The following is an 18907-nucleotide window of genomic DNA, read 5'->3' as shown; positions in this document are numbered from 1 at the left end:
TCGGCCTGACGGGTCCTGACGGCGGGACGCAAGTCAGGGATCGGACGACGCTTGAACGACACCGACGTCCAGCACTCCGACACGGCGCCCTCCACTGCACATTCGCCACTTGAGGTGCTGCTGATTTTCCTCAAGCTCGGCGTCAGCTGCTTTGGCGGCCCGATCGCCCATATCGGCTATTTCCGCGACGAGTTCGTCACCCGCAGGCGCTGGCTCGACGAGCAGGCCTATGCCGATCTGGTCGCGCTCTGCCAATTCCTGCCCGGCCCGGCGAGCAGCCAGGTCGGCTTCTCGCTCGGCCTGATGCGTGCCGGCTACCTCGGCGCGCTGGCGGCCTGGACCGGCTTCACGCTGCCCTCGGCGATCGCGCTGGTGCTGTTTGCCTATGGCGCCGGCGGCTTGAGCGGCCTGGCCGGCGCGGGCCTGGTGCACGGCCTGAAGCTCGTCGCGGTGGCGATCGTGGCGCAGGCGGTCTGGGGCATGGCGCGCTCGCTCTGCCCCGACCGTGAACGCGCGTCGATCGCGACGGTCGCAGCGCTGATCATCCTCGCCAGTTCGTCGTCGATCGCGCAGATCGGCGCCATCATGCTCGGTGCCGTCGCCGGACTGTGGCTGTGCCGGGCGCAGCCGTCCAGCGGCACCACCCATATCGCGATGCCGGTGTCGCGCCGCGTCGGCATCGCCGCACTGATCCTGTTCCTGGCACTGCTGATCGGGCTGCCGCTGCTCGCCCGGATATGGTCAGGCCTCGGCGTGTTCGAGGCCTTCTATCGCTCCGGCGCGCTGGTGTTCGGCGGCGGCCATGTCGTGCTGCCGCTGCTACGCGAAGCGGTGGTGGCGCCGGGCTGGATCGGCGACGATGCTTTCCTGACCGGCTATGGCGCCGCCCAGGCCGTGCCGGGCCCGCTGTTCACCTTCGCGGCCTATCTCGGCGCCGTGATCGGCGGGGTGCCGGGCGCAATCGTCGGCCTGCTCGGCATCTTCCTGCCGGGACTGCTCGTCCTGCTGGCGGCGCTGCCGTTCTGGGATCAATTCCGCAAGCGGCCGGCCGCGCAGGCGATGATGCGCGGCGTCAATGCCGCCGTGGTCGGCATCCTCGGTGCCGCGCTCTACGATCCGGTGTGGACGACCAGCCTGCACCGTCCGCTCGACTTCGGCATCGCGCTGGCGGGCTTCGTCCTGCTCACGGCCTGGCGCGCACCGCCGCTATTGGTGGTGATCCTCAGCACGGCCGCCGGGATCGCCACCGGGCTCCTGCAATCGTGAACGACGGCCCCGGTCCTTCACGGCCGGATTAAGAACGCCTTCACGGCTGGCCGCCAAAATGGCCGGTACATGCCAAATGTTTCCAAACATGCGGATCCGACCCGTGTTCCCGCGCTGGACCTGCTGCGGCTCGCCGCGGTCGGGGCCGTGATCCTGTATCATTACGGCTTCTGGGGCACCGCATCGCACGGCGTGCAGAAAGTGGCGTTGCCGTATCTCGCGCCGGTCGCCCAATATGGCTTCCTCGGCGTCCCCGTGTTCTTCGCGATCTCCGGCTTCGTCATCGCCTATTCGGCCGAGGGCCGCACGCCGATCGGCTTCGCCATCGCCCGGTTCAGCCGGATCTATCCGACCTTCGTCATCTGCATGACGCTGACCTTCCTCGCCACGCTCTTCATAGGCCACGCCTGGTTTCAGGTGACGTGGGGACAATGGCTGGCGAATCTGTTCATCGCGGCGCCAATGCTCGGTCAGCCTTACATGGACGACGCCTACTGGTCGCTGGTGATCGAAGTCGTGTTCTACGCCTGGGTCGCGCTGTTGCTGGCCTGGGGCATCTTCCCGCGGCGGATCGACACTCTCATCGTGGTGTGGATCGCGATCACCTTCGCCAACGAGTTGACACTCGACATTCCGCTGTTCGAGAAATTGTTCATGGCCGATGACAGCGGCTTCTTCGCGGTCGGCTTGCTGATCTATGAACATTACCGCGGACGGCGCGACAGCAGGCTGTACAGCCTTCTGACGCTGGCGATGGGCACGGCGACGTTCCAGGCCGTGCACAAGCTGGAGCGGCTCGGCGTCCACACCCATGGCAGTTTCGATCCGCGCGTCGTGACAGTGATCTGCATCGTCTCGCTCGGCATCGTGTTCGCCGCCACCCGCATCAAATCGGTGCCGCTGCCGGACGGCTTTGTGAGGGCCATCGGCGGCATCACCTATCCGCTCTATTTGCTGCATCTACAGCTCGGCTACGTGATCCTGCTGCTGATCACGCCAACGCCGGACGCGCTTTCGACCACGTTCGTCGTGGCGTGCATGGTGCTGCTGGCGTGGTTCGTCTGGCGCTTCCTCGAGGGCCCCGCGCATTATCGCGTCAAGGAACAGCTCACGATGCTGGCCTCGCGACACGGTTGGCCCTCGCGCATCGGTTCGCAGATCAGTCCGGGCAACGTCGCCACGCCGGCCGAGGCCGGGCGGCTCGCCAATCACTGACGTGCCGGGTGGCGCAAGCTGCAATCTCCTCCGTCATTCCGGGGCTCGCGAAGCGAGAGCCCGGAATCCATTCATCCGCAGGTTATACGGCCCCATGGATTCCGGGCTCAGCCCTTCCCTTCGGGCTGCCCCGGAATGACGAGTCGAGAAAGCGGGTCCTGGAGTGTCTTAAGGCACACGTCCCGCATGGCCGCCTATCCCACAGTTTCCGCTGCTCAGCACCGCGCCCAGCGATTGCTGGCCCATCCGGCGCAGAACACCGCATCGGCGCCGTAGGGAATGGTCTGCGCGAACCATCGGTCGACATCCGGTGACGTCTGGGTCGTCGGCTCGTCGCGGTAGCGCAGCCCACCATAGGCGCCGCGCATCGCCATGGTCGTCGTCTCGATGACCTGACGTGGGTACAGGATTGCCGCCAAACTGAGACAAAGCTCGTCAAGATCGCCGGTTCGTGTCTCAGCCGGAATGGCCGGCACGACGCTTCGGCATTGCGCGCGACCCAGCACGTAGATGACGGGATTCCGTGTCCGCCAGCACAGGCAGAATTCTGCCGGCGCCGCGGGGTCACCGAACTCCGCCGCCATCGCGGTATCGAACATCCGCTTGAAAAAGCCCTGGCCACGACAGGTGTCCCGGACTGCGGTGCCCGAAAGATAGATCACCGACGTGCCGGCCACGGCCAGGCGCTGGATGATCATGTAAGCTACGCATTCACCGCCATGGTGAAGCAGGACGATACCGTGGTCGGCGTTGAACGGCGAATGCTGGCGTGACCAGAATCTCTGCTCCGTCAGCCAGTTCGAGTCGATGATGCTGCTGATGTCGTCGAGCACGGCGTCGCGGCGATACTCCGGGACATCGGAGGCGATTTGAAACAGCTCGCTGGTAACAGCCCCGGGCTGCGTCGCGGTCACGGCGGCTCCTACTGCGATTCGACTTCAGGTTGCCGCCCTATGTTACGGCACCCATGATACGCCTCGCAAGTCGGACCGCGCCGGTCGCCGTCCTCAACGCCCGACCAGCGGGCACTTGCTCTCCTCGAGCGAGCGAAATGCCTCGTCGGGCTTGATCGCGGTGACGAGCTTGACCAGGTCCCACGGCCCCTTCGATTCCGCCGGCGTCTTGACCTGCACGAGATAGAGGTCGTGCACCATGCGCTGGTCGGCGCGGATCGTCCCCTGCGGCGTATAGGCGTCCGCCACCGGCGTCGCCTTCATTCTTGCCATGACGACCTCGCCGTCGTCGGAATCCGTGTCCTTCACCGCCTGGAGATAATGCCGGACGGCCGAATAGACCCCGGCCTGGATCTGCGACGGCATCGCCTTGCGACGGGCGAAGAACGCGTCGGCCCATTTGCGCGCGGCCGGCGAAACGTCCTCGAAGAAGCTGGTCGCGATCAGGTCGCCCTGCGTGACCGACAGCCCGGCAGCGACGATGTCGACGTTCTGGAACGTCATCGGCACCACTGCGATGCCCTGCTGCGCGAAGCCGAACTCCTGCGCCTGCTTCATGATCGTCACATTGTCGCCCGCGGCGTTCAGCGCCAGCACCTTGGCGCCGCTCGACTGCGCCTGTAGCAGGAAGGAAGCGAAATCGGCGGTGTTGAGCGCGGTCTTGACGCTGCCGGCGACCTTGACCCCGAGCTTGTCGAGCTTGGCCCGCGCGATCGCTTCCACCGCGTGTCCGAACGCATAATCCGCGGTGATGAAGAACCAGGAGCCCTGCACGGTCTTCGACACGCCGGCGACGACCGCGTTGGCGGTCGAGGCCGCATCGTGGGTCCACTGCACACTGGTCGGCGCGCAGGCCTTTTCGGTGAGCTCGACGGCGCCCGCGCCCGAGACCAGAAACACGCGCTTGTTCTCGCGCACCAACTCCTGCACGGCGAGCGCCGCGCCGGAGCTGCCGCCATCGGCAATGGCCTGCACGCCCTCGCGATCGAACCAGCGCCGCGCGATCGCCGACGCCACGTCGGCCTTGTTCTGGTGGTCGGCCTGCAAGATCTCGATCGGCTTGCCGTTGATCTTGCCGCCGAAGTCCTCCGCCGCCATCCGCGCCGCCTCGACCGAGCCCGGCCCCATCGCGGTTGCGAAGATGCCGCTCATGTCGGTGAGCACGCCGATGCGGATCGCATCGCCCTTGATCTCGGCCGACGCGCTGCCCGACAGCGCCACAGCAATGAACATCGCGCCGCCCACCAAACGAAACGTCAGGCTTGGTTTCCCGGCCATCAGTGCCTCCCCCGTTCTATGTTTTCTGGATGGATGTGCCGCGCCCCGTCACCGCGTCGAGCCACGGACAGTCCGGCACCGGCGCACGCACGCCGCGCGCGGCCGCCGACAGCCGCATTTCGCGCAGACGCGCGCGGCTCTCGGGCTCCATGTAGAGCCGGTCGTGGCCCCAGAAGCTTGGGCCGTCGAAGGTTTCATGCGGCTGCCAGGTGGCGGGATCGATGACGCGGCCGCCCCAGCCATACTCCACGAAGAAGCCGGAGGGCGTCGTGGCGTAGAACGAGGTCACGAAATCGTTGGTGTGCCGGCCGAGCGTGAAGGCAATTCGTCCTTCGTCGAGCTGCGCCAGGTCATAGCCTTGCCCGACATCGTCGAGGCTGTAGAGCTCGACCATGAAATGATGCAGCCCGCGCCGGCCGGAGCCGACCATCGCGAAGCTGTGGTGACGGCCATTGACGTGGAAGAAGTACAATTTGTAAGGCGTCAGCCCGTAATCGCTGACCTTGAAGCCGAGCAGATCGCGATAGAACGGCAACAGCGGTTCGACGTCCTCGACATTCAGCACGACATGGCCCATGCCTAGCGGCCCGGTCTTGAACCCCGAGATCGGCCGCGCCGGCACGAACGGCGTGTCCGCGATCGCGGGCCCATGGAACACCTCGAGCGGATTGCCGGCGGGATCGCGGAAGCTGATGAGATCGGCGACGTGGCGCTCGTCCGCGAGCTGACGGGTGCCACGACGAACCGCGGTGCCGTGCCGCTCCAGCCGCGCCGCCAGCCGCTCCAGCGCAGCCGCGTCAGCGACCTCCCATCCGAAGAAACCGGCATTGTCGCCGTCGCGATCGCTCACCACCAGCCGCTGCTTGCGGTCGTCCATCCGGAACGCCCGCGTGCCGCCGCCGCGATCCACCGGCTGCATGCCGAGCAGTCTGGTCGCAAAGCCGGTCCAGTCCTCGAGCCGTTGCGACTGGATGCCGATATAGCCGAGCGCGTTGATCTCCGTGTTGCTCTCCATCGCTGTCACACCGCCTCTGCCACCACCGGATTGCGCAGCACGCCAATCCCGGAGATCTCGACCTCGGCGACGTCACCGGGCTTCATCCAGAGCGGCGGGTTACGCTTGGCGCCGACGCCGCCCGGCGTGCCCGACACGATCACATCGCCCGGCAGCAGCGGCAGGATGGTCGAGATGTAGGCGATCAGATGCGGGATATCGGTGATCAGGAGGTCCGTCGTGGTGTGCTGCACCACTTGTCCGTTGATCCGCGTCTCCAGCGCGAGCTTCGACGGATCGGCGATCTCGTCGCTCGTCACCATCCACGGCCCGAATGCGCCGGTGCCGGCGAAGGTCTTGCCGGAGAGGAACTGGCTGGTGTGGCGCTGCCAGTCGCGAATGCTACCCTCATTGTAGCAGGCATAGCCCGCGACATGCGTCAGCGCGGCCTGCGGTGCGATGTGCCGTCCGCCCTTGCCGATGATGACGGCGAGTTCGCCCTCATAGTCGAACTCGTCGGACACCCTTGGCTTCACCAGCGGCGCAAGATGCCCGATCTGGCTGCCGGCGTAACGCGCGAACAGCGCCGGCTTCTCCGTGACCGTGCGGCCGGTCTCGGCGACGTGGTCACGGTAGTTGAGACCGACGCAGATGATCTTGTCGGGGTTGGGAATGACCGGATCAAAGCTGACCTCGCTCAGGGCAAGGTCAGGTTTCGATGTCTTTGCAAGCGCCGCGGCCTCCTCCAGCAATCCGCCGGCCAACAGGTCGCGCAAGGTCGGCGCGCGATCGCCAAACGCGGCCGACAGAACGACAATGCCCTGATCGACCACGCATCCATAGCCGGGTCCCCTAGCAGTCGAGAACGATGCGAGCTTCATCCAAAATCCTCCTGGTTCATGCTGTCGACCAGCGCCGACAATTCCTGCGGGGTCCTCGCCAGTCCGACGATGTAGCGATCGGGCCGGACCAGCGCGGCGTGCGCGTCGACGCTGTCGAGCCAGTCCTTCAGCGGCCCCTGGCCGTCGCTGACGAGGACGATGCCGTACTGGCGCCAACGCTCATGCGTCGCGCCGTCCAGTCCGTCGAGAAAGCCCGGCCGCGCCAGCGCGGCAAAGCGATAGCCAACCTGATCGTCGAGCCGGCGTCCGTTCGACAGCATCGGCTGCGGGACCGGCGTGCCCGCCACAGCGCAGCCATGCCTGAACAGGCCCGGTCCAAGCCGCGGCTTGATGGTCGCCATCCGCCGCGGCTCCGCGCCCGCCTCCCGGCCCTCGCTGCGCGTCGCGTTGATCAGGCTGCCGAGCCGGACCGCGAGCTCGATATATTGACGGACGTGGGGATGGCGTTCGGTCTGGTAGCTGTTCAACAGGCCATCGCCCGCTTCGCCGCGGGTCACGCGTCCAAGTTTCCAGGCGAGGTTGGCCACATCACGAATGCCGGCGCACATGCCCTGGCCGAGAAACGGCGGGGTCTGGTGTGCGGCATCGCCGGCGATCAAGAGACGCTGCCGGCGCCAGGTCGACGCAATCACCGAATGAAAGCTGTAGGATGCCGCGCGCTCCAGCTCGGCATCATCGGGCGTGATCCAGCGCGCCAGCAGCTTCCAGACAGTCTCCGGATCGGTGATCCGCCGCGCATCGTCATCCGGCATGATGGCGATTTCCCAGCGCCGGCGATCGCCGATGCTGCGGACATAGGTTGCCGGCCGTCGAGCGTCGCAAAACTGCACGCTGTAGTCGCCGAGCTCCGGCATCGGCCGCTTCAGGATCGCGTCGACCACCAGCCAGTGCTCGTGAAAGCCAAGATCTTCCATGCCTGAGCCGATCAGCCGCCGGACCAGCGAGCGCGCCCCGTCGCAGCCGACGACATAGCGGGCGCGAGCCTCGTCGAGCTTGCCATTGGTGAGGTTCTCAAAGCGGACCGCGACGTGATCGCCGTGTTCGTCCACGGCAAAGACGTCGGCGCGCAAACGAAGATCGACCGATGCATGGGCGCGCGCACCGGCGCGCAGCACCCGTTCGAGATCGGGCTGATGGAAGCGATAGCTCGTGTTCCATCCGTTCTGGCCGATTTGCAACGGCCGCGACCAGTCGAGGAACAGCTTGCCGTCGCCGTCGATGAAATGCATGCCCGGCGAGACATGCGTGAACGGCAGGATCTCGTCCGCCAGACCGATGGTCTGGAAGACCCGCATCACCTCGTCGTCGAAATGCACGGCGCGCGGCAAGGCATAGGGCGCGGCCTCGCGATCGAGCGCGATCACGCTGAGCCCCTGCAACCCCAGCAGATTGGCCAGCGTCGCGCCGACCGGACCGAACCCGACGATCGCGACGTCATAAAGTCCGTTGGCGCGTTGCGGCCCGTCCATGCGTTTCCCTTTCCGTTGCGATGAGGCTTGCCAGCCGGCCACCGACCGTGCAACGACGACGGCAATTCTGTTCACCAGGTGAACATGCCATGGACGTCAAACCGATCCGCGCGCTCGGGCGGGGCCTCGCCGTCCTCGCCGCGCTGAACCGCCACGCCTCCGCCAGCGCGCTGACGCTGGCGCGCGAAACCGGCCTGCCGCGAGCCACCGTGTATCGCTCGCTGAAAACCCTGATCGACACCGGCTATGTCATGCAGAGCCGCTCCGACGACCGCTTCACGCTGCTCTTGAAGGTGCGCGAACTGTCGGACGGGTTCGAGGACGAGCAATGGCTGGGAGCCGCGGCGGCGCCCGTGATCTTCGATCTCACGCATAAAATCCTTTGGCCGAGCGATGTCACGACGCTCGAGGGCGTGCGCATGGTGGTCCGTGAGTCCACCCACCGCTTCGCGCCGATGTCGATCGATCGGCGCATGGTCGGCATGCGCATTCCACTGCTCGCCAGCTCCGCCGGCCTCGCCTACCTCGCATTCACTACGGCGCGCGAGCGTACGCTGCTGCTCGATCTGCTACAGACATCAGGCGAACTCTCCGATCGCGCCGCCACCGAGAAGCAATTGCAGAGCGTCCGTCGCCGCGGCTACGCCGTACGCCAGGGCGGCCGGATCTGGCCTCACACCGGCACCATCGCGATGCCGATCCGCCGCGACAGGCAGGTGATCGGCTGCGCGTCGATCATCTGGATGACGAAGGCGCTGACCGCGACCGAAGGGATTGCGCGTTGCCAGGCCCCGCTGCGCGACGCCATCCGCGCCATCGAAGCCCGACTGCGCGCATTGTAGACGCCAATCATATTCCGATTATCAGACTTTTCCTCTGTCGCGAGAACGCAAGGATGTGTCCTCATCCTCGCTGTCAACGCCCGGCTCGACTGACGAATTCGCGGCAGGAGCAAGCCGAAAACACCCCCGAATCAAGCACAATCAATTCAAAAATGCCCTGCCCCTCGCCCCGTGCAGGGCCAAAATCCCTGCAAGACCCTTGACATAGTTGCCCTTTCGGCAGAACGCGTTGGGTCAAGCCGTCATGGACAGTTCATGGATCTGATTAGCACGACCTCCGACCTCGCCGCCGCCTGTGATCGGCTCGCCCAACACAAGGTCATCACCGTCGACACCGAGTTCCTGCGGGAGACGACCTATTACCCGCTGCTCTGCGTTGTGCAGATGGCAAGCGCCGATGAGGCCATCGTGGTCGATGCGCTGGCGCCCGGCATCGACCTCAAGCCGTTCTTCGAACTGATGTCGAACGAGGCCGTGCTGAAGGTGTTCCACGCCGCGCGGCAGGACATCGAAATCGTCTGGCATCTGTCCGGCACGATCCCGCATCCGATCTTCGACACTCAGGTCGCCGCGATGGTGCTCGGCTATGGCGACAGCATCGCCTATGACCAGCTTGTCGATCGCGTCACCGGCCACCGCCCCGACAAGACGCATCGCTTCACCGACTGGTCGCGCCGCCCGCTGACCGACGAGCAACTCCACTACGCGGTCTCCGACGTCACCCATCTGCGTGAAGTGTTCGCCGCCCTCGACGCCGATCTGAAGAAGCGCGACCGCAGCGACTGGGTCAGCGAGGAGATGGAGGTGTTGACCTCGCCGAAGACCTACGACTTCCATCCCGAGCGGGCCTGGGAGCGGCTCAAGACCCGCGTGCGCAAGCCGCGCGAGCTCGCGGTCCTGATCGAGGTCGCGGCCTGGCGCGAGCAGGAAGCGCAGGGCCGCGACGTGCCGCGCTCGCGCGTGCTCAAGGATGATGCGGTCGGCGATATCGCCACCCACGCGCCAACCTCGCTGGAGAAGCTCGGCAATCTGCGTTCGCTGCCGAAGGGTTTCGAACGCTCGAAATGGGGCGCCGACATCATCGCCGCGGTGCAGCGCGGGCTGGCCCGCGACCAGGCAACACTGCCCAAGCTGGAAAAGCCGCGCAACAATTCCAACGGCGCGGCGACCGTCGAGCTGCTGAAGGTGCTGCTGCGCATGACCTCGGAACGCCACGGCGTCGCCAGCAAGGTGATCGCGACCGTCGACGATCTCGAGCAGATCGCGGCCAGCGATCAGGCCGAAGTCGGCGCCCTGCATGGCTGGCGGCGTGAATTGTTCGGCGAGGCGGCACTGAAGCTCAAGCACGGCCAGGTCGCGCTCGCGATCGACAAAGGCCGCGTGGTGCGGGTGGACCGGGGTTAGAAAGACCCACCTGGTTCCGCCCCTCGCGAATGCCTGCGCCGGAGCTCGACCGACACAGACTGAGGTTGCGTCACACGAAACTGCCGCGCTTGCTAACGCGCAATTTTCGTGTTGCAATCCCTTCACAATCGGATCGCGGCCGTTCGACTGTGCGATTTGCGACGTTGCTATCCAAGCTTCGACGTACAAGGCTTCGGTGAACAAGGCTTCGAGAGGCGAAACTTCGGACTTGAAGACTTTGGATCTGAAGACCCGGAAACCGAACAGACAGCGCAAAGCCCGATCGTGGCGTGGCACGTGGAAAACGTCGCCGCGTCTTTTTTATGTCTAGCTAGACTGGGAGAGCGACGATGCCGAAGGGTACCGTCAAATGGTTCAACCCGACAAAGGGTTACGGGTTCATCAAGCCGGCCGTCGGCGACAAGGACGTGTTCGTCCACATCTCGGCGGTCGAGCGCGCGGGGCTCTCGACACTCAACGAGAACCAGACCGTCGAATACGATCTGGTCGAGAACCGCGGCAAGGCGTCGGCAGAGAACCTCAAGGTTCACTGAACGGCGCTAGCGACGGAAGCCGTCCTGATGCCTTCCCCGGCGCCTCCGGGGACTACTCCGGCGCAAGCGCTCCTTCAACCGCCGGCGCGATCAGCGTGCGATCGGTCGCGGCGCTGCCTTTCGTCGTGCAGCGGTCGCCGTCGAGCTGGAGCCGGCCGGTCGCCAGAAGCCGCAACGCTTCCGGATAGATGCGATGCTCGATTCTGATCACGCGCGCGGCGAGCGTCTCGGCCGTGTCATCGTCGGCGACAGTCACGGCGCCCTGCATCACGATCGGCCCGGCATCGGTCTCCGGGATGACGAAATGCACGGTCGCTCCGGACAGCTTGACCCCCGCCCGCAAGGCCTGGCCGTGCGGATCAAGGCCGGGGAAGCAGGGCAGCAGCGAGGGATGGATGTTGAGCATCCTCCCGTACCAGCGCCGGGCGAAGTCCGCGGTGAACAGCCGCATGAAGCCGCCGAGGCAGATGAATTCGACCTTGTTGTCGTCGAGCGCCTTCTGCAGCACCACCTCAAACCCGGCGCGATCCTTGCCGAACGGTTTGCTCGGGATCACGACAGTCGGAACGCCGTGCGCCGCGGCCTTCTCCAGCCCGGGCGCATCGGCGCGGTTGGAGATCACCACGGCGATCTCGGCCGGATAGTCCTGAGCCTCGGCGGCCTCGATCAGCGCGGCCATGTTGGAGCCGCGGCCGGAAATCAGAATGGCTGTCCGGCGCTTCATCGCGAGAGGTCGAGATGGCCGTTATAGACCACGCGATGCTCGCCCGTGTGTTCCCCCTTGGCTTCAATCACCTCGCCGAGCAGCGTCACAGTCTCGCCGCCGGCGGTGAAGGCCTCGGTCACCGCATCGACCGCATCGGGCCTGACGATCGCGATCATGCCGATGCCGCAGTTGAAGGTGCGCAGCAGCTCGAGCTCGGCAATCCCGCCCTGCTCCGCCAGCCATTTGAACACCGGCAGCACCGGCAGCCGCGCCAGATCGATGCCGACACCGAGATGCTTCGGCAGCACGCGCGGAATGTTGTCGGTGAAGCCGCCGCCGGTGATGTGGGCGAGCCCCTTGACTGCGCCGGTGTCCCGGATCGCGCGCAGGCAGGACTTCACATAGAGCCTGGTCGGCGTCAGCAGCGCCGCGCCGAGCGTCATGACCGGCGCGAACGGCGCCGGCGCGTCATAGGCAATGCCGGACAGCTCGACGAGCTTGCGCACCAGCGAATACCCGTTGGAGTGCACCCCCGAGGACGCGAGGCCGATCACGGCGTCGCCCGCCGCGATGTCCGCTGTCGGCAGCAAAGTGCCGCGCTCGGCCGCGCCGACCGCAAAGCCGCCGAGGTCGTAATCGCCATCCTTGTAGAGGCCGGGCATCTCGGCGGTTTCGCCACCGATCAGCGCGCAGCCGGATTCGCGGCAGCCCTCGGCGATACCCGCCACGATCTGCGCGGTGGCCTCCGGATGCAGCTTGCCGCAGGCGAAATAGTCCAGGAAGAACAGCGGCTCCGCGCCCTGCACGACGAGGTCGTTGACCGACATCGCGACCAGGTCGATGCCGATGCCGCTGTGGATTCCGGTCTCGATCGCGATCTTCAGCTTGGTGCCGACACCATCGGTCGCCGCCACCAGAATCGGATCCTTGAAGCCCGCGGCCTTGAGGTCGAACAGGCCGCCGAAGCCGCCGATCTCGGCGTCAGCGCCCGGCCGCGCGGTGGCGCGCACCATCGGCTTGATCAGATCGACGAGACGGTTGCCGGCATCGATATCGACGCCCGAATCCGCGTAAGTGAGCCCGTTTTTGCGCTCGGTCATGCCCAATTCCAGATGATCAGGGGCTGGTTACGAGGAATTCCGCCCCCGCGCAATGGCTCGCGGCCAGCTCGCCGCGATACTATGTAGATAACACCCGGCCGCCACGCAAAAGAGCCGGATATCGAGTAAAATCAGGCTTCTAGCCGGGAAGCGATCCAAAGTTGAGCATTCCGAACATCATTACCCTTGGCCGCATCATCCTGGTGCCGGTGATCGTCTGGGCCATCGTGTCGAGCCAGATGGAGATCGCGTTCGCGATCTTCGTGATCGCTGGCGTTTCCGACGCCGTCGACGGCTTCCTCGCCAAGCGCTTCAACATGACAAGCGAGCTCGGCGCCCTGCTCGACCCGCTCGCCGACAAGGCGCTGCTGGTGTCGATCTATGTCGCGCTCGGGATCTGGGGCGCGGTGCCGCGCTGGATCGTGATTCTCGTGGTGTCGCGCGACATCATGATCGTCTCCGCCGTGATTGTGTCATGGTTGTTCGACAAGCCGGTCGAGATGAAGCCGTTGATGGTGTCGAAGCTGAACACGGTGGCGCAGGTCGGCTTCGCCGCCTTGGTGCTGGCCTCGCTCGGTTTCGGCTTCCAGCCGCACCCCTACGACCTGATCCTGATGGGCCTGGTCACGATCTTTACTTTGGGTTCGGTGTCCCTCTATCTCGTGGAGTGGGTGCGGCACATGAGCACGATCGAGGCTCGGTAGTTTGCTTTGGAGATCTGCGTGGCCGGTAGCGTTCAACCTCGTCAATTGGCCTTGGCACTGCCGCACGAGGAGAAGCTGACCCGCGACGATTTCCTCGAGGGGCCCGCCAATGAAGCCGCATTGGCGCTGATCGATCGCTGGCCCGACTGGCCGAACCGAATCATGCTGCTGGTGGGGCCGGACGGCGCCGGCAAAAGCCACCTCGCCGCGATCTGGGCAGACAGCGCGGGTGCGCGCGCGACCGCTGCGCACGCCCTGACCGCCGATGCGGTGCCGACGGCGCTGGCGACCGGGGCGCTGGTGGTCGAGGATTTGAGGCCGGGCGATTTCGACGAACGCGCAATGTTTCATTTGATGAATCTCGCGCGTCAGGACGACGCCTTCGTGCTGATCACGGCGCGCGTACCGCCCTCGGCGTTCGAAGTCGAATTGCGCGACTTGCGGTCGCGGCTGCGCGCGGTGCCGACGGTGACCTTGCTGCCGCCCGACGACCAGCTGTTCCGCGGCCTGATCGTCAAATTCTGCGCCGACCGCCAGATGAGCGTGGACGAACCGCTGGTCAGCTACCTCTGCAACCGGATCGAGCGGTCCTATACCGCTGTCCGCAAGGCGGTCGAGCTGCTCGATACCGAGGCTCTGCGGCTCGGCCGGCCGGTCACACGGGCGTTGGCGGCCGAACTATTGCGCGATGCCTGAGCCGTGCCGCGGCTTGACGGCGCAGGCTGGCGGAACATCAATGTCATCGAAACGTCATTGCAATATCACATGGTCGGCGCGGCCTTCGGCTAGACCGCTCCGGCCCCTGCCCCGAATTGGACCAGCACTTGATGGACTCGGCACAAGCACCTGAAATCAAAGAGAAAGAGGCGGAGCTCCCGCCCGTCCCCGCGATCGCGACCAGCCCGGAGCGCTTCATCAACCGGGAGCTTTCCTGGCTGCATTTCAATCGCCGGGTGCTCGAGGAATCGGTCAACACCGGCCATCCGGTGCTGGAGCGGGTCCGCTTCCTGTCGATTTCGGCCAACAACCTCGACGAATTCTTCATGGTCCGTGTCGCCGGCATCAAGGCGCAGGTCCGCGAGGGCATCGCCGAGCGCAGCCCGGATGGCCTGCTGCCGGCCGAGCAGCTCGTGATGATCAACAAGACCGTGTCGCAGCTCGCCTCCGACCAGCAGGCGATCTGGAGCGACCTGCGGGATATCCTCTCCAAGGTCGGCATCCAGCTGGTCGACGGACGCGACGTCACCAAGTCCGAGCGCACCTGGATTGAGGATCACTTCCTCCACAACATCTTCCCGCTGCTGACGCCGCTGGCGATCGACCCCGCGCATCCGTTCCCGTTCATCCCGAACCTCGGCTTCACGGTGGCGCTGCAATTGTCGCGGATCTCCGACGGCAAGGCGATGAACGCGCTGATCCGCATGCCCGGCAAGATCGACCGCTTCATCCGGATCCCCTCCACCAAGGAAGGCGCACCGGCCCGGCTGATCACGCTCGAGCAGGCCACCGGCCTGTTCATCGGCCGCCTGTTCCCCGGCTATACGGTCAAAGGCCAGGGCGCGTTCCGCATCATCAGGGACTCCGAACTCGAAATCGAGGAAGAGGCGGAAGACCTCGTTCGCCTGTTCGAGACCGCGCTGAAGCGCCGCCGACGTGGCTCGGTGATCCGGCTCGAGATCGAGGCCACGATGCCCGAAGAGCTGCGCGTCTTCGTGCAACACGCATTGTCGGCAGCGGACGATGAAGTGATCCTGGTCGACGGCGTGCTGGCAATGAACGAGCTGTCACAGCTCACCCGCCTCAATCGCCCCGACCTCGAATTCCCGCCCTATGTGCCGCGCCACCCCGAGCGCGTACGCGACCACGGCGGCGATATCTTCGCTGCGATCAGGCAGAAGGACCTCGTGGTCCATCACCCTTACGAATCCTTCGACGTCGTGGTCCAGTTCCTGCAACAGGCGGCGCGCGATCCCGACGTGGTCGCGATCAAGCAGACGCTCTATCGCACCTCGAACAACTCGCCGATCGTGCGCGCGCTGGCCGAAGCCGCCGAAGCCGGCAAGTCGGTCACCGCGCTGATCGAACTGAAGGCGCGCTTCGACGAGGAAGCCAATATCCGCTGGGCCCGCGACCTCGAGCGCGCCGGCGTGCAGGTGGTCTACGGCTTCATCGAGCTCAAGACGCACGCCAAGCTGTCGATGGTGGTGCGCCGCGAGGGCGGCAATCTCACGACCTACATCCACACCGGCACCGGCAACTACCATCCGGTGACCGCGCGCATCTACACCGACCTCTCCTACTTCACCTCGGATCAGATCATCGGCCGCGATGTCGCGCGTGTCTTCAACTACATCACCGGCTATGCCGAGCCGAGCGACATCGAGAAGATGGCGGTATCGCCGCTGACGCTGCGCAAGCGGATCATCGAGCACATCCACGGCGAGATCGCCCACGCCAAGCACGGCCGGCCGGGCGCGGTGTGGATGAAGATGAATGCGCTGGTCGACCCCGATATCATCGACGCGCTGTATGAGGCATCGCAGGCAGGCGTCTCGGTCGAGCTCGTGGTGCGTGGCATCTGCTGCCTGCGGCCCGGGCTTCCGGGATTGTCGGAGAACATCCGCGTCAAATCGGTGATCGGCCGGTTCCTGGAACATGGCCGAATCTATTGCTTCGGCATGGGCCAGGGCCTGCCGAGCACAAAAGCTGCTGTGTATATCTCGTCCGCCGATATGATGCCGCGCAACCTCGACCGCCGCGTCGAGGTGCTCTGTCCGCTGCAAAATCCCACGGTGCATCAGCAGGTTCTCGAACAGATCATGGTCGCGAACCTGAAGGACAATGAGCAGAGCTGGCAATTGTTGCCGGATGGATCGTCAACGCGTATGAAGGCCGCGAAAGGCGAAGAGCCCTTCAATCTGCATGACTATTTTATGACAAATCCGAGTCTGTCCGGCCGTGGTAAGTCTCTCAAGGAATCTTCACCGCGCCGTCTCACGCGTCGCAACGAGCGTCAGCAGCCATCGTCTTAAGGGGGCCTACCGGTGAAGCGGCCGCGGAAGCGCGCTTCCAGCGTCGCTGTGATCGATATCGGCTCGAACTCGGTTCGTCTCGTGGTCTACGAGACGATGGCGCGCAGCCTCATCACCATCTTCAACGAGAAGGCGCTGTGCGGCCTCGGGCGCGAGGTGCAGAGCACCGGCCTGCTCGCGACCGATGCGGTGAACAAGGCGCTCACCGCGCTTCGGCGTTTCCGCGCACTGTGCAAGATCCAACAGGTCGGCCGCGTGTACGCGATCGCGACCGCGGCCTGCCGCGATGCCAAGAACGGTCCGGACTTCATCGCCCAGGCCGAGCGCATCTGCGGCGCCAAGATCGAGATTCTCACCGGACCGCGTGAAGCGAAGCTGTCCGCGCTCGGCGTCGTCTCGGGCATACATAATCCGAACGGCATCGTCGGCGATCTCGGCGGCGGCTCGCTCGAACTGATCGACGTCAAGGGCAACCGCGTGCGCAGCGGCGTCACGCTGCCGCTCGGCAGCCTCGCGCTGCAAGACCTCTCGAACAAGTCGCTCAAGCGCGCCGAACGCATCGTCAAGAACGAGCTGCTCGGCGTCGCTCAGCTCAAGACCGGCCGCGGCCGCACCTTCTACGCGGTCGGCGGAACCTGGCGCGCGCTGGCACGGATCCACATCATCCAGAGCGGCTACCCGCTCAAGGTCATGCACGGCTATTCCATCCCGGCCGTCGACGCGCTCGACTTTGCGCAGCGGCTGCGACGGCTGGCGGCCACCAACATGCTCGCCAACATCGAATCGATCGCCGACGCGCGGCGGCCGCTGTTGGCCTACGCCGCGCTCGTGCTCGAATACATCATCCGCGTGGCGCAGCCGAAGACCATCGTGTTCTCGACTTTCGGCGTGCGCGAAGGCCTGCTCTACGAGATGCTGCCGCCGGCCGAGCGCGCCAAGGATGGCCTGCTCTGCGCCGCGCAGAACCTCAACGAATTGCTGTCACGCTCGGCCCGCCACGCCCAGGAGCTGACCTCCTGGACCGACCGGCTGGTGCGCGTCGTCAGGCTGCGGGAGACCGAGGAAGACCGCAGGCTGCGGCACGTCGCCTGCCTGCTCTCCGATATCGGCTGGCGGGTGCATCCCGATCATCGCGGCGAGGAAACCCTCAGCCTGATCATGAACGGCAATTTCGGCTCGATCACGCATCAGGGCCGCGCCTTCGTCGCGCTGTCGGTGTTTTATCGCTACGCCGGCCTCAGCGAGGAGAACGAACCGCCGCCGCAAATCCGCGCGCTGGTGACGCCGGCAATGGACGAGCGCGCACGTGTGCTGGGCGCCGCGTTCCGCGTCGCGCACCTGATCACGGCGGCGCGCACCGGCGTGCTGCCGTTGACCCATTTCCGCACCCAGGGCCGCAAGCTGATGCTGGTGTTCGAGCATCGGATGGTGGATCTGGTCGCCGACCGGGTCGGCAGCCGCTTCAGGCAATTGGCGCGGCTGGTCGGACGCGTCGGCTCGATCGTGCGGCGCTGAGGCTCTTTTTCAGCGCGCTTTCTTGACGCGAACCGGCGTCCACTTGGCTCGAAAACGCTTCTCGCTCACGCCGCCTTGGCGGCGTGCTTGGCCTTGCGGAGCGCGTGACGGCGCCAGATCGATCCCACGGCCAGCACCACGACGATCCCGAGCACGGCGAGCGAAATCTCGCCGCCGCTGCCGCCATGAGCGAATTGCGGCGACATCCCGATCGACGTCAGCCAGGAATCGAGCTTGGCGCCGAGTGGCCCGGCAAACAGCGCATCGAGCTTCGGGTGCACAGCCGGATCAGTCGCGATGACATCGCCCGCGATCCAGCCGAGCAATGCGGCACCGGCCCAGACCAGGATCGGCAGCTTGGTGAGCAGCGCCATGATCAGCGCCGCGCCGGCCACGATCAAGGGCACGCTGATCGCAAGCCCGAGCACCAGCAGCGGCACGCTGCCATTGGCGGCGGCGGCGACCGCGATCACGTTGTCGAGGCTCATCACGATGTCGGCGACCACGACGATCTGGACCGCGGCCCACAGATGCGAGGCCGCCTGCACGCCGTCCTCGTCGTCCTGCTCCGGCACCAGGAGCTTGGCGGCGATCACGATCAGCGCCAGTCCCCCGACCAGCTTCAGGTAGGGAAGCTCCATCAGGCTGGCGACGATGCCGGTGAAGATGACGCGCAGCAGCACCGCCGCGGCGGCGCCGAGAATCATGCCCCACAGGCGCTGGCGCGGCGCTAGCCCGCGGCAAGCGAGCGCGATCACCAGCGCGTTGTCGCCCGACAGCAGGACGTTGATCCAGATGATCTTGCCGACGGCGACCCAGAAGGTCGGCGTCGCCATCTCGTTCTTGAACTCGGTGAAGAACGCGCCGATGTACGCCGGATCAAAGATCTGCCACAGCCAGTCCACAGCGAGTCCTATTCGGCCTTGCGGCCGCCCCTGGCGGCGGTCGTCCGCCGCTCCCCAGTTTCTTTCGG

The 18907-nt window shown here is 65.6% G+C and carries 17 protein-coding genes; 9 read left to right on the top strand and 8 right to left on the bottom strand.

Translation table 11 applies throughout. The features are described 5' to 3' along the window. Positions 1 to 51: 51 nt before the first annotated feature. On the top strand, positions 52 to 1266 hold the full coding sequence (chrA, locus tag CWS35_RS22440) for a chromate efflux transporter (protein ID WP_100953814.1): 1215 nt from the start codon (positions 52 to 54) through the stop codon (positions 1264 to 1266). A gap of 69 nt (positions 1267 to 1335) precedes the next feature. Next, positions 1336 to 2481 (top strand): acyltransferase, encoded by a 1146-nt coding sequence (locus CWS35_RS22435; RefSeq protein ID WP_100953812.1) that lies wholly within the window; start codon positions 1336 to 1338, stop codon positions 2479 to 2481. Between the two features lie 215 nt (positions 2482 to 2696). Here the strand turns inward: CWS35_RS22435 and CWS35_RS22430 are convergent, their stop codons facing one another. The 5 genes from CWS35_RS22430 to CWS35_RS22410 form a co-directional block, all read right to left on the bottom strand. Continuing rightward, positions 2697 to 3395, bottom strand: a complete 699-nt coding sequence (locus tag CWS35_RS22430) for a hypothetical protein (protein ID WP_100953810.1) — start codon at positions 3393 to 3395, stop codon at positions 2697 to 2699. 93 nt (positions 3396 to 3488) lie between these two features. After that, positions 3489 to 4667, bottom strand: coding sequence for an ABC transporter substrate-binding protein (locus tag CWS35_RS22425; RefSeq protein WP_100956598.1), 1179 nt, complete (start codon positions 4665 to 4667; stop codon positions 3489 to 3491). Between the two features lie 61 nt (positions 4668 to 4728). Continuing rightward, positions 4729 to 5727 (bottom strand): VOC family protein, encoded by a 999-nt coding sequence (locus CWS35_RS22420; RefSeq protein WP_029879138.1) that lies wholly within the window; start codon positions 5725 to 5727, stop codon positions 4729 to 4731. 5 nt (positions 5728 to 5732) lie between these two features. Further along, positions 5733 to 6587 (bottom strand): fumarylacetoacetate hydrolase family protein, encoded by an 855-nt coding sequence (locus tag CWS35_RS22415; RefSeq protein WP_100953808.1) that lies wholly within the window; start codon positions 6585 to 6587, stop codon positions 5733 to 5735. Next, positions 6584 to 8077, bottom strand: coding sequence for a bifunctional 3-(3-hydroxy-phenyl)propionate/3-hydroxycinnamic acid hydroxylase (locus tag CWS35_RS22410; RefSeq protein WP_100953806.1), 1494 nt, complete (start codon positions 8075 to 8077; stop codon positions 6584 to 6586). Before CWS35_RS22410 ends, CWS35_RS22415 begins: the two co-directional genes overlap by 4 nt. A gap of 89 nt (positions 8078 to 8166) precedes the next feature. On the opposite strand from CWS35_RS22410, the gene CWS35_RS22405 reads away from it, so the two are divergent. The 3 genes from CWS35_RS22405 to CWS35_RS22395 all read left to right on the top strand — a co-directional run bounded on the left by CWS35_RS22405 (position 8167) and on the right by CWS35_RS22395 (position 10877). After that, entirely contained in the window at positions 8167 to 8919 is a 753-nt protein-coding gene (locus CWS35_RS22405) for a helix-turn-helix domain-containing protein (RefSeq protein WP_024581499.1), read from the top strand. Between the two features lie 255 nt (positions 8920 to 9174). Next, positions 9175 to 10323 (top strand): ribonuclease D, encoded by a 1149-nt coding sequence (rnd, locus tag CWS35_RS22400; RefSeq protein WP_024581498.1) that lies wholly within the window; start codon positions 9175 to 9177, stop codon positions 10321 to 10323. A gap of 350 nt (positions 10324 to 10673) precedes the next feature. Continuing rightward, positions 10674 to 10877, top strand: coding sequence for a cold-shock protein (locus CWS35_RS22395; protein WP_024581497.1), 204 nt, complete (start codon positions 10674 to 10676; stop codon positions 10875 to 10877). A gap of 52 nt (positions 10878 to 10929) precedes the next feature. Here CWS35_RS22395 and purN read toward each other — a convergent pair whose 3' ends face one another. After that, positions 10930 to 11601, bottom strand: a complete 672-nt coding sequence (gene purN / locus CWS35_RS22390) for a phosphoribosylglycinamide formyltransferase (RefSeq protein WP_024581496.1) — start codon at positions 11599 to 11601, stop codon at positions 10930 to 10932. Continuing rightward, the gene (gene purM, locus CWS35_RS22385; RefSeq protein ID WP_024581495.1) at positions 11598 to 12683 is read right to left on the bottom strand and encodes a phosphoribosylformylglycinamidine cyclo-ligase; all 1086 of its coding nucleotides are present in this window, start codon (positions 12681 to 12683) and stop codon (positions 11598 to 11600) included. The genes purN and purM overlap by 4 nt, the downstream gene beginning before the upstream one ends. Positions 12684 to 12844: 161 nt before the next feature. On the opposite strand from purM, the gene CWS35_RS22380 reads away from it, so the two are divergent. From CWS35_RS22380 to ppx, 4 genes are all read left to right on the top strand, one after another. Then, on the top strand, positions 12845 to 13387 hold the full coding sequence (locus CWS35_RS22380) for a CDP-alcohol phosphatidyltransferase family protein (RefSeq protein ID WP_024581494.1): 543 nt from the start codon (positions 12845 to 12847) through the stop codon (positions 13385 to 13387). 18 nt (positions 13388 to 13405) lie between these two features. Next, complete coding sequence (locus tag CWS35_RS22375; RefSeq protein WP_024581493.1) at positions 13406 to 14083, top strand: DnaA/Hda family protein; 678 nt, start codon at positions 13406 to 13408, stop codon at positions 14081 to 14083. A gap of 131 nt (positions 14084 to 14214) precedes the next feature. Continuing rightward, a complete protein-coding gene (locus tag CWS35_RS22370; RefSeq protein ID WP_024581492.1) occupies positions 14215 to 16419 on the top strand; it encodes an RNA degradosome polyphosphate kinase in 2205 nt (734 codons plus the stop codon). 12 nt (positions 16420 to 16431) lie between these two features. After that, positions 16432 to 17934, top strand: a complete 1503-nt coding sequence (gene ppx / locus CWS35_RS22365; protein WP_100953804.1) for an exopolyphosphatase — start codon at positions 16432 to 16434, stop codon at positions 17932 to 17934. Positions 17935 to 17999: 65 nt separating this feature from the next. Here ppx and CWS35_RS22360 read toward each other — a convergent pair whose 3' ends face one another. Beyond that, positions 18000 to 18839 (bottom strand): TerC family protein, encoded by an 840-nt coding sequence (locus CWS35_RS22360; protein WP_100953802.1) that lies wholly within the window; start codon positions 18837 to 18839, stop codon positions 18000 to 18002. Positions 18840 to 18907 lie beyond the last annotated feature (68 nt).

It is taken from the genome of Bradyrhizobium sp. SK17 (genome assembly GCF_002831585.1).
Lineage (GTDB): Bacteria > Pseudomonadota > Alphaproteobacteria > Rhizobiales > Xanthobacteraceae > Bradyrhizobium.
The sequence above is the reverse complement of the archived record's forward strand: the minus strand, read 5'-3'. Positions and strand labels throughout refer to the sequence as shown.

Excerpts from the sequence above, each read along its gene's own strand:
- CWS35_RS22435 (WP_100953812.1), top strand. The coding sequence starts at position 1,336 with ATGCCAAATGTTTCCAAACATGCGGATCCGACCCGTGTTCCCGCGCTG.
- CWS35_RS22425 (WP_100956598.1), bottom strand. The coding sequence starts at position 4,667 with ATGTTCATTGCTGTGGCGCTGTCGGGCAGCGCGTCGGCCGAGATCAAG.
- CWS35_RS22420 (WP_029879138.1), bottom strand. The coding sequence starts at position 5,727 with ATGGAGAGCAACACGGAGATCAACGCGCTCGGCTATATCGGCATCCAG.
- CWS35_RS22415 (WP_100953808.1), bottom strand. The coding sequence starts at position 6,587 with ATGAAGCTCGCATCGTTCTCGACTGCTAGGGGACCCGGCTATGGATGC.
- CWS35_RS22410 (WP_100953806.1), bottom strand. The coding sequence starts at position 8,077 with ATGGACGGGCCGCAACGCGCCAACGGACTTTATGACGTCGCGATCGTC.
- CWS35_RS22405 (WP_024581499.1), top strand. The coding sequence starts at position 8,167 with ATGGACGTCAAACCGATCCGCGCGCTCGGGCGGGGCCTCGCCGTCCTC.
- rnd (WP_024581498.1), top strand. The coding sequence starts at position 9,175 with ATGGATCTGATTAGCACGACCTCCGACCTCGCCGCCGCCTGTGATCGG.
- CWS35_RS22395 (WP_024581497.1), top strand. The coding sequence starts at position 10,674 with ATGCCGAAGGGTACCGTCAAATGGTTCAACCCGACAAAGGGTTACGGG.
- purN (WP_024581496.1), bottom strand. The coding sequence starts at position 11,601 with ATGAAGCGCCGGACAGCCATTCTGATTTCCGGCCGCGGCTCCAACATG.
- purM (WP_024581495.1), bottom strand. The coding sequence starts at position 12,683 with ATGACCGAGCGCAAAAACGGGCTCACTTACGCGGATTCGGGCGTCGAT.
- CWS35_RS22370 (WP_024581492.1), top strand. The coding sequence starts at position 14,215 with ATGGACTCGGCACAAGCACCTGAAATCAAAGAGAAAGAGGCGGAGCTC.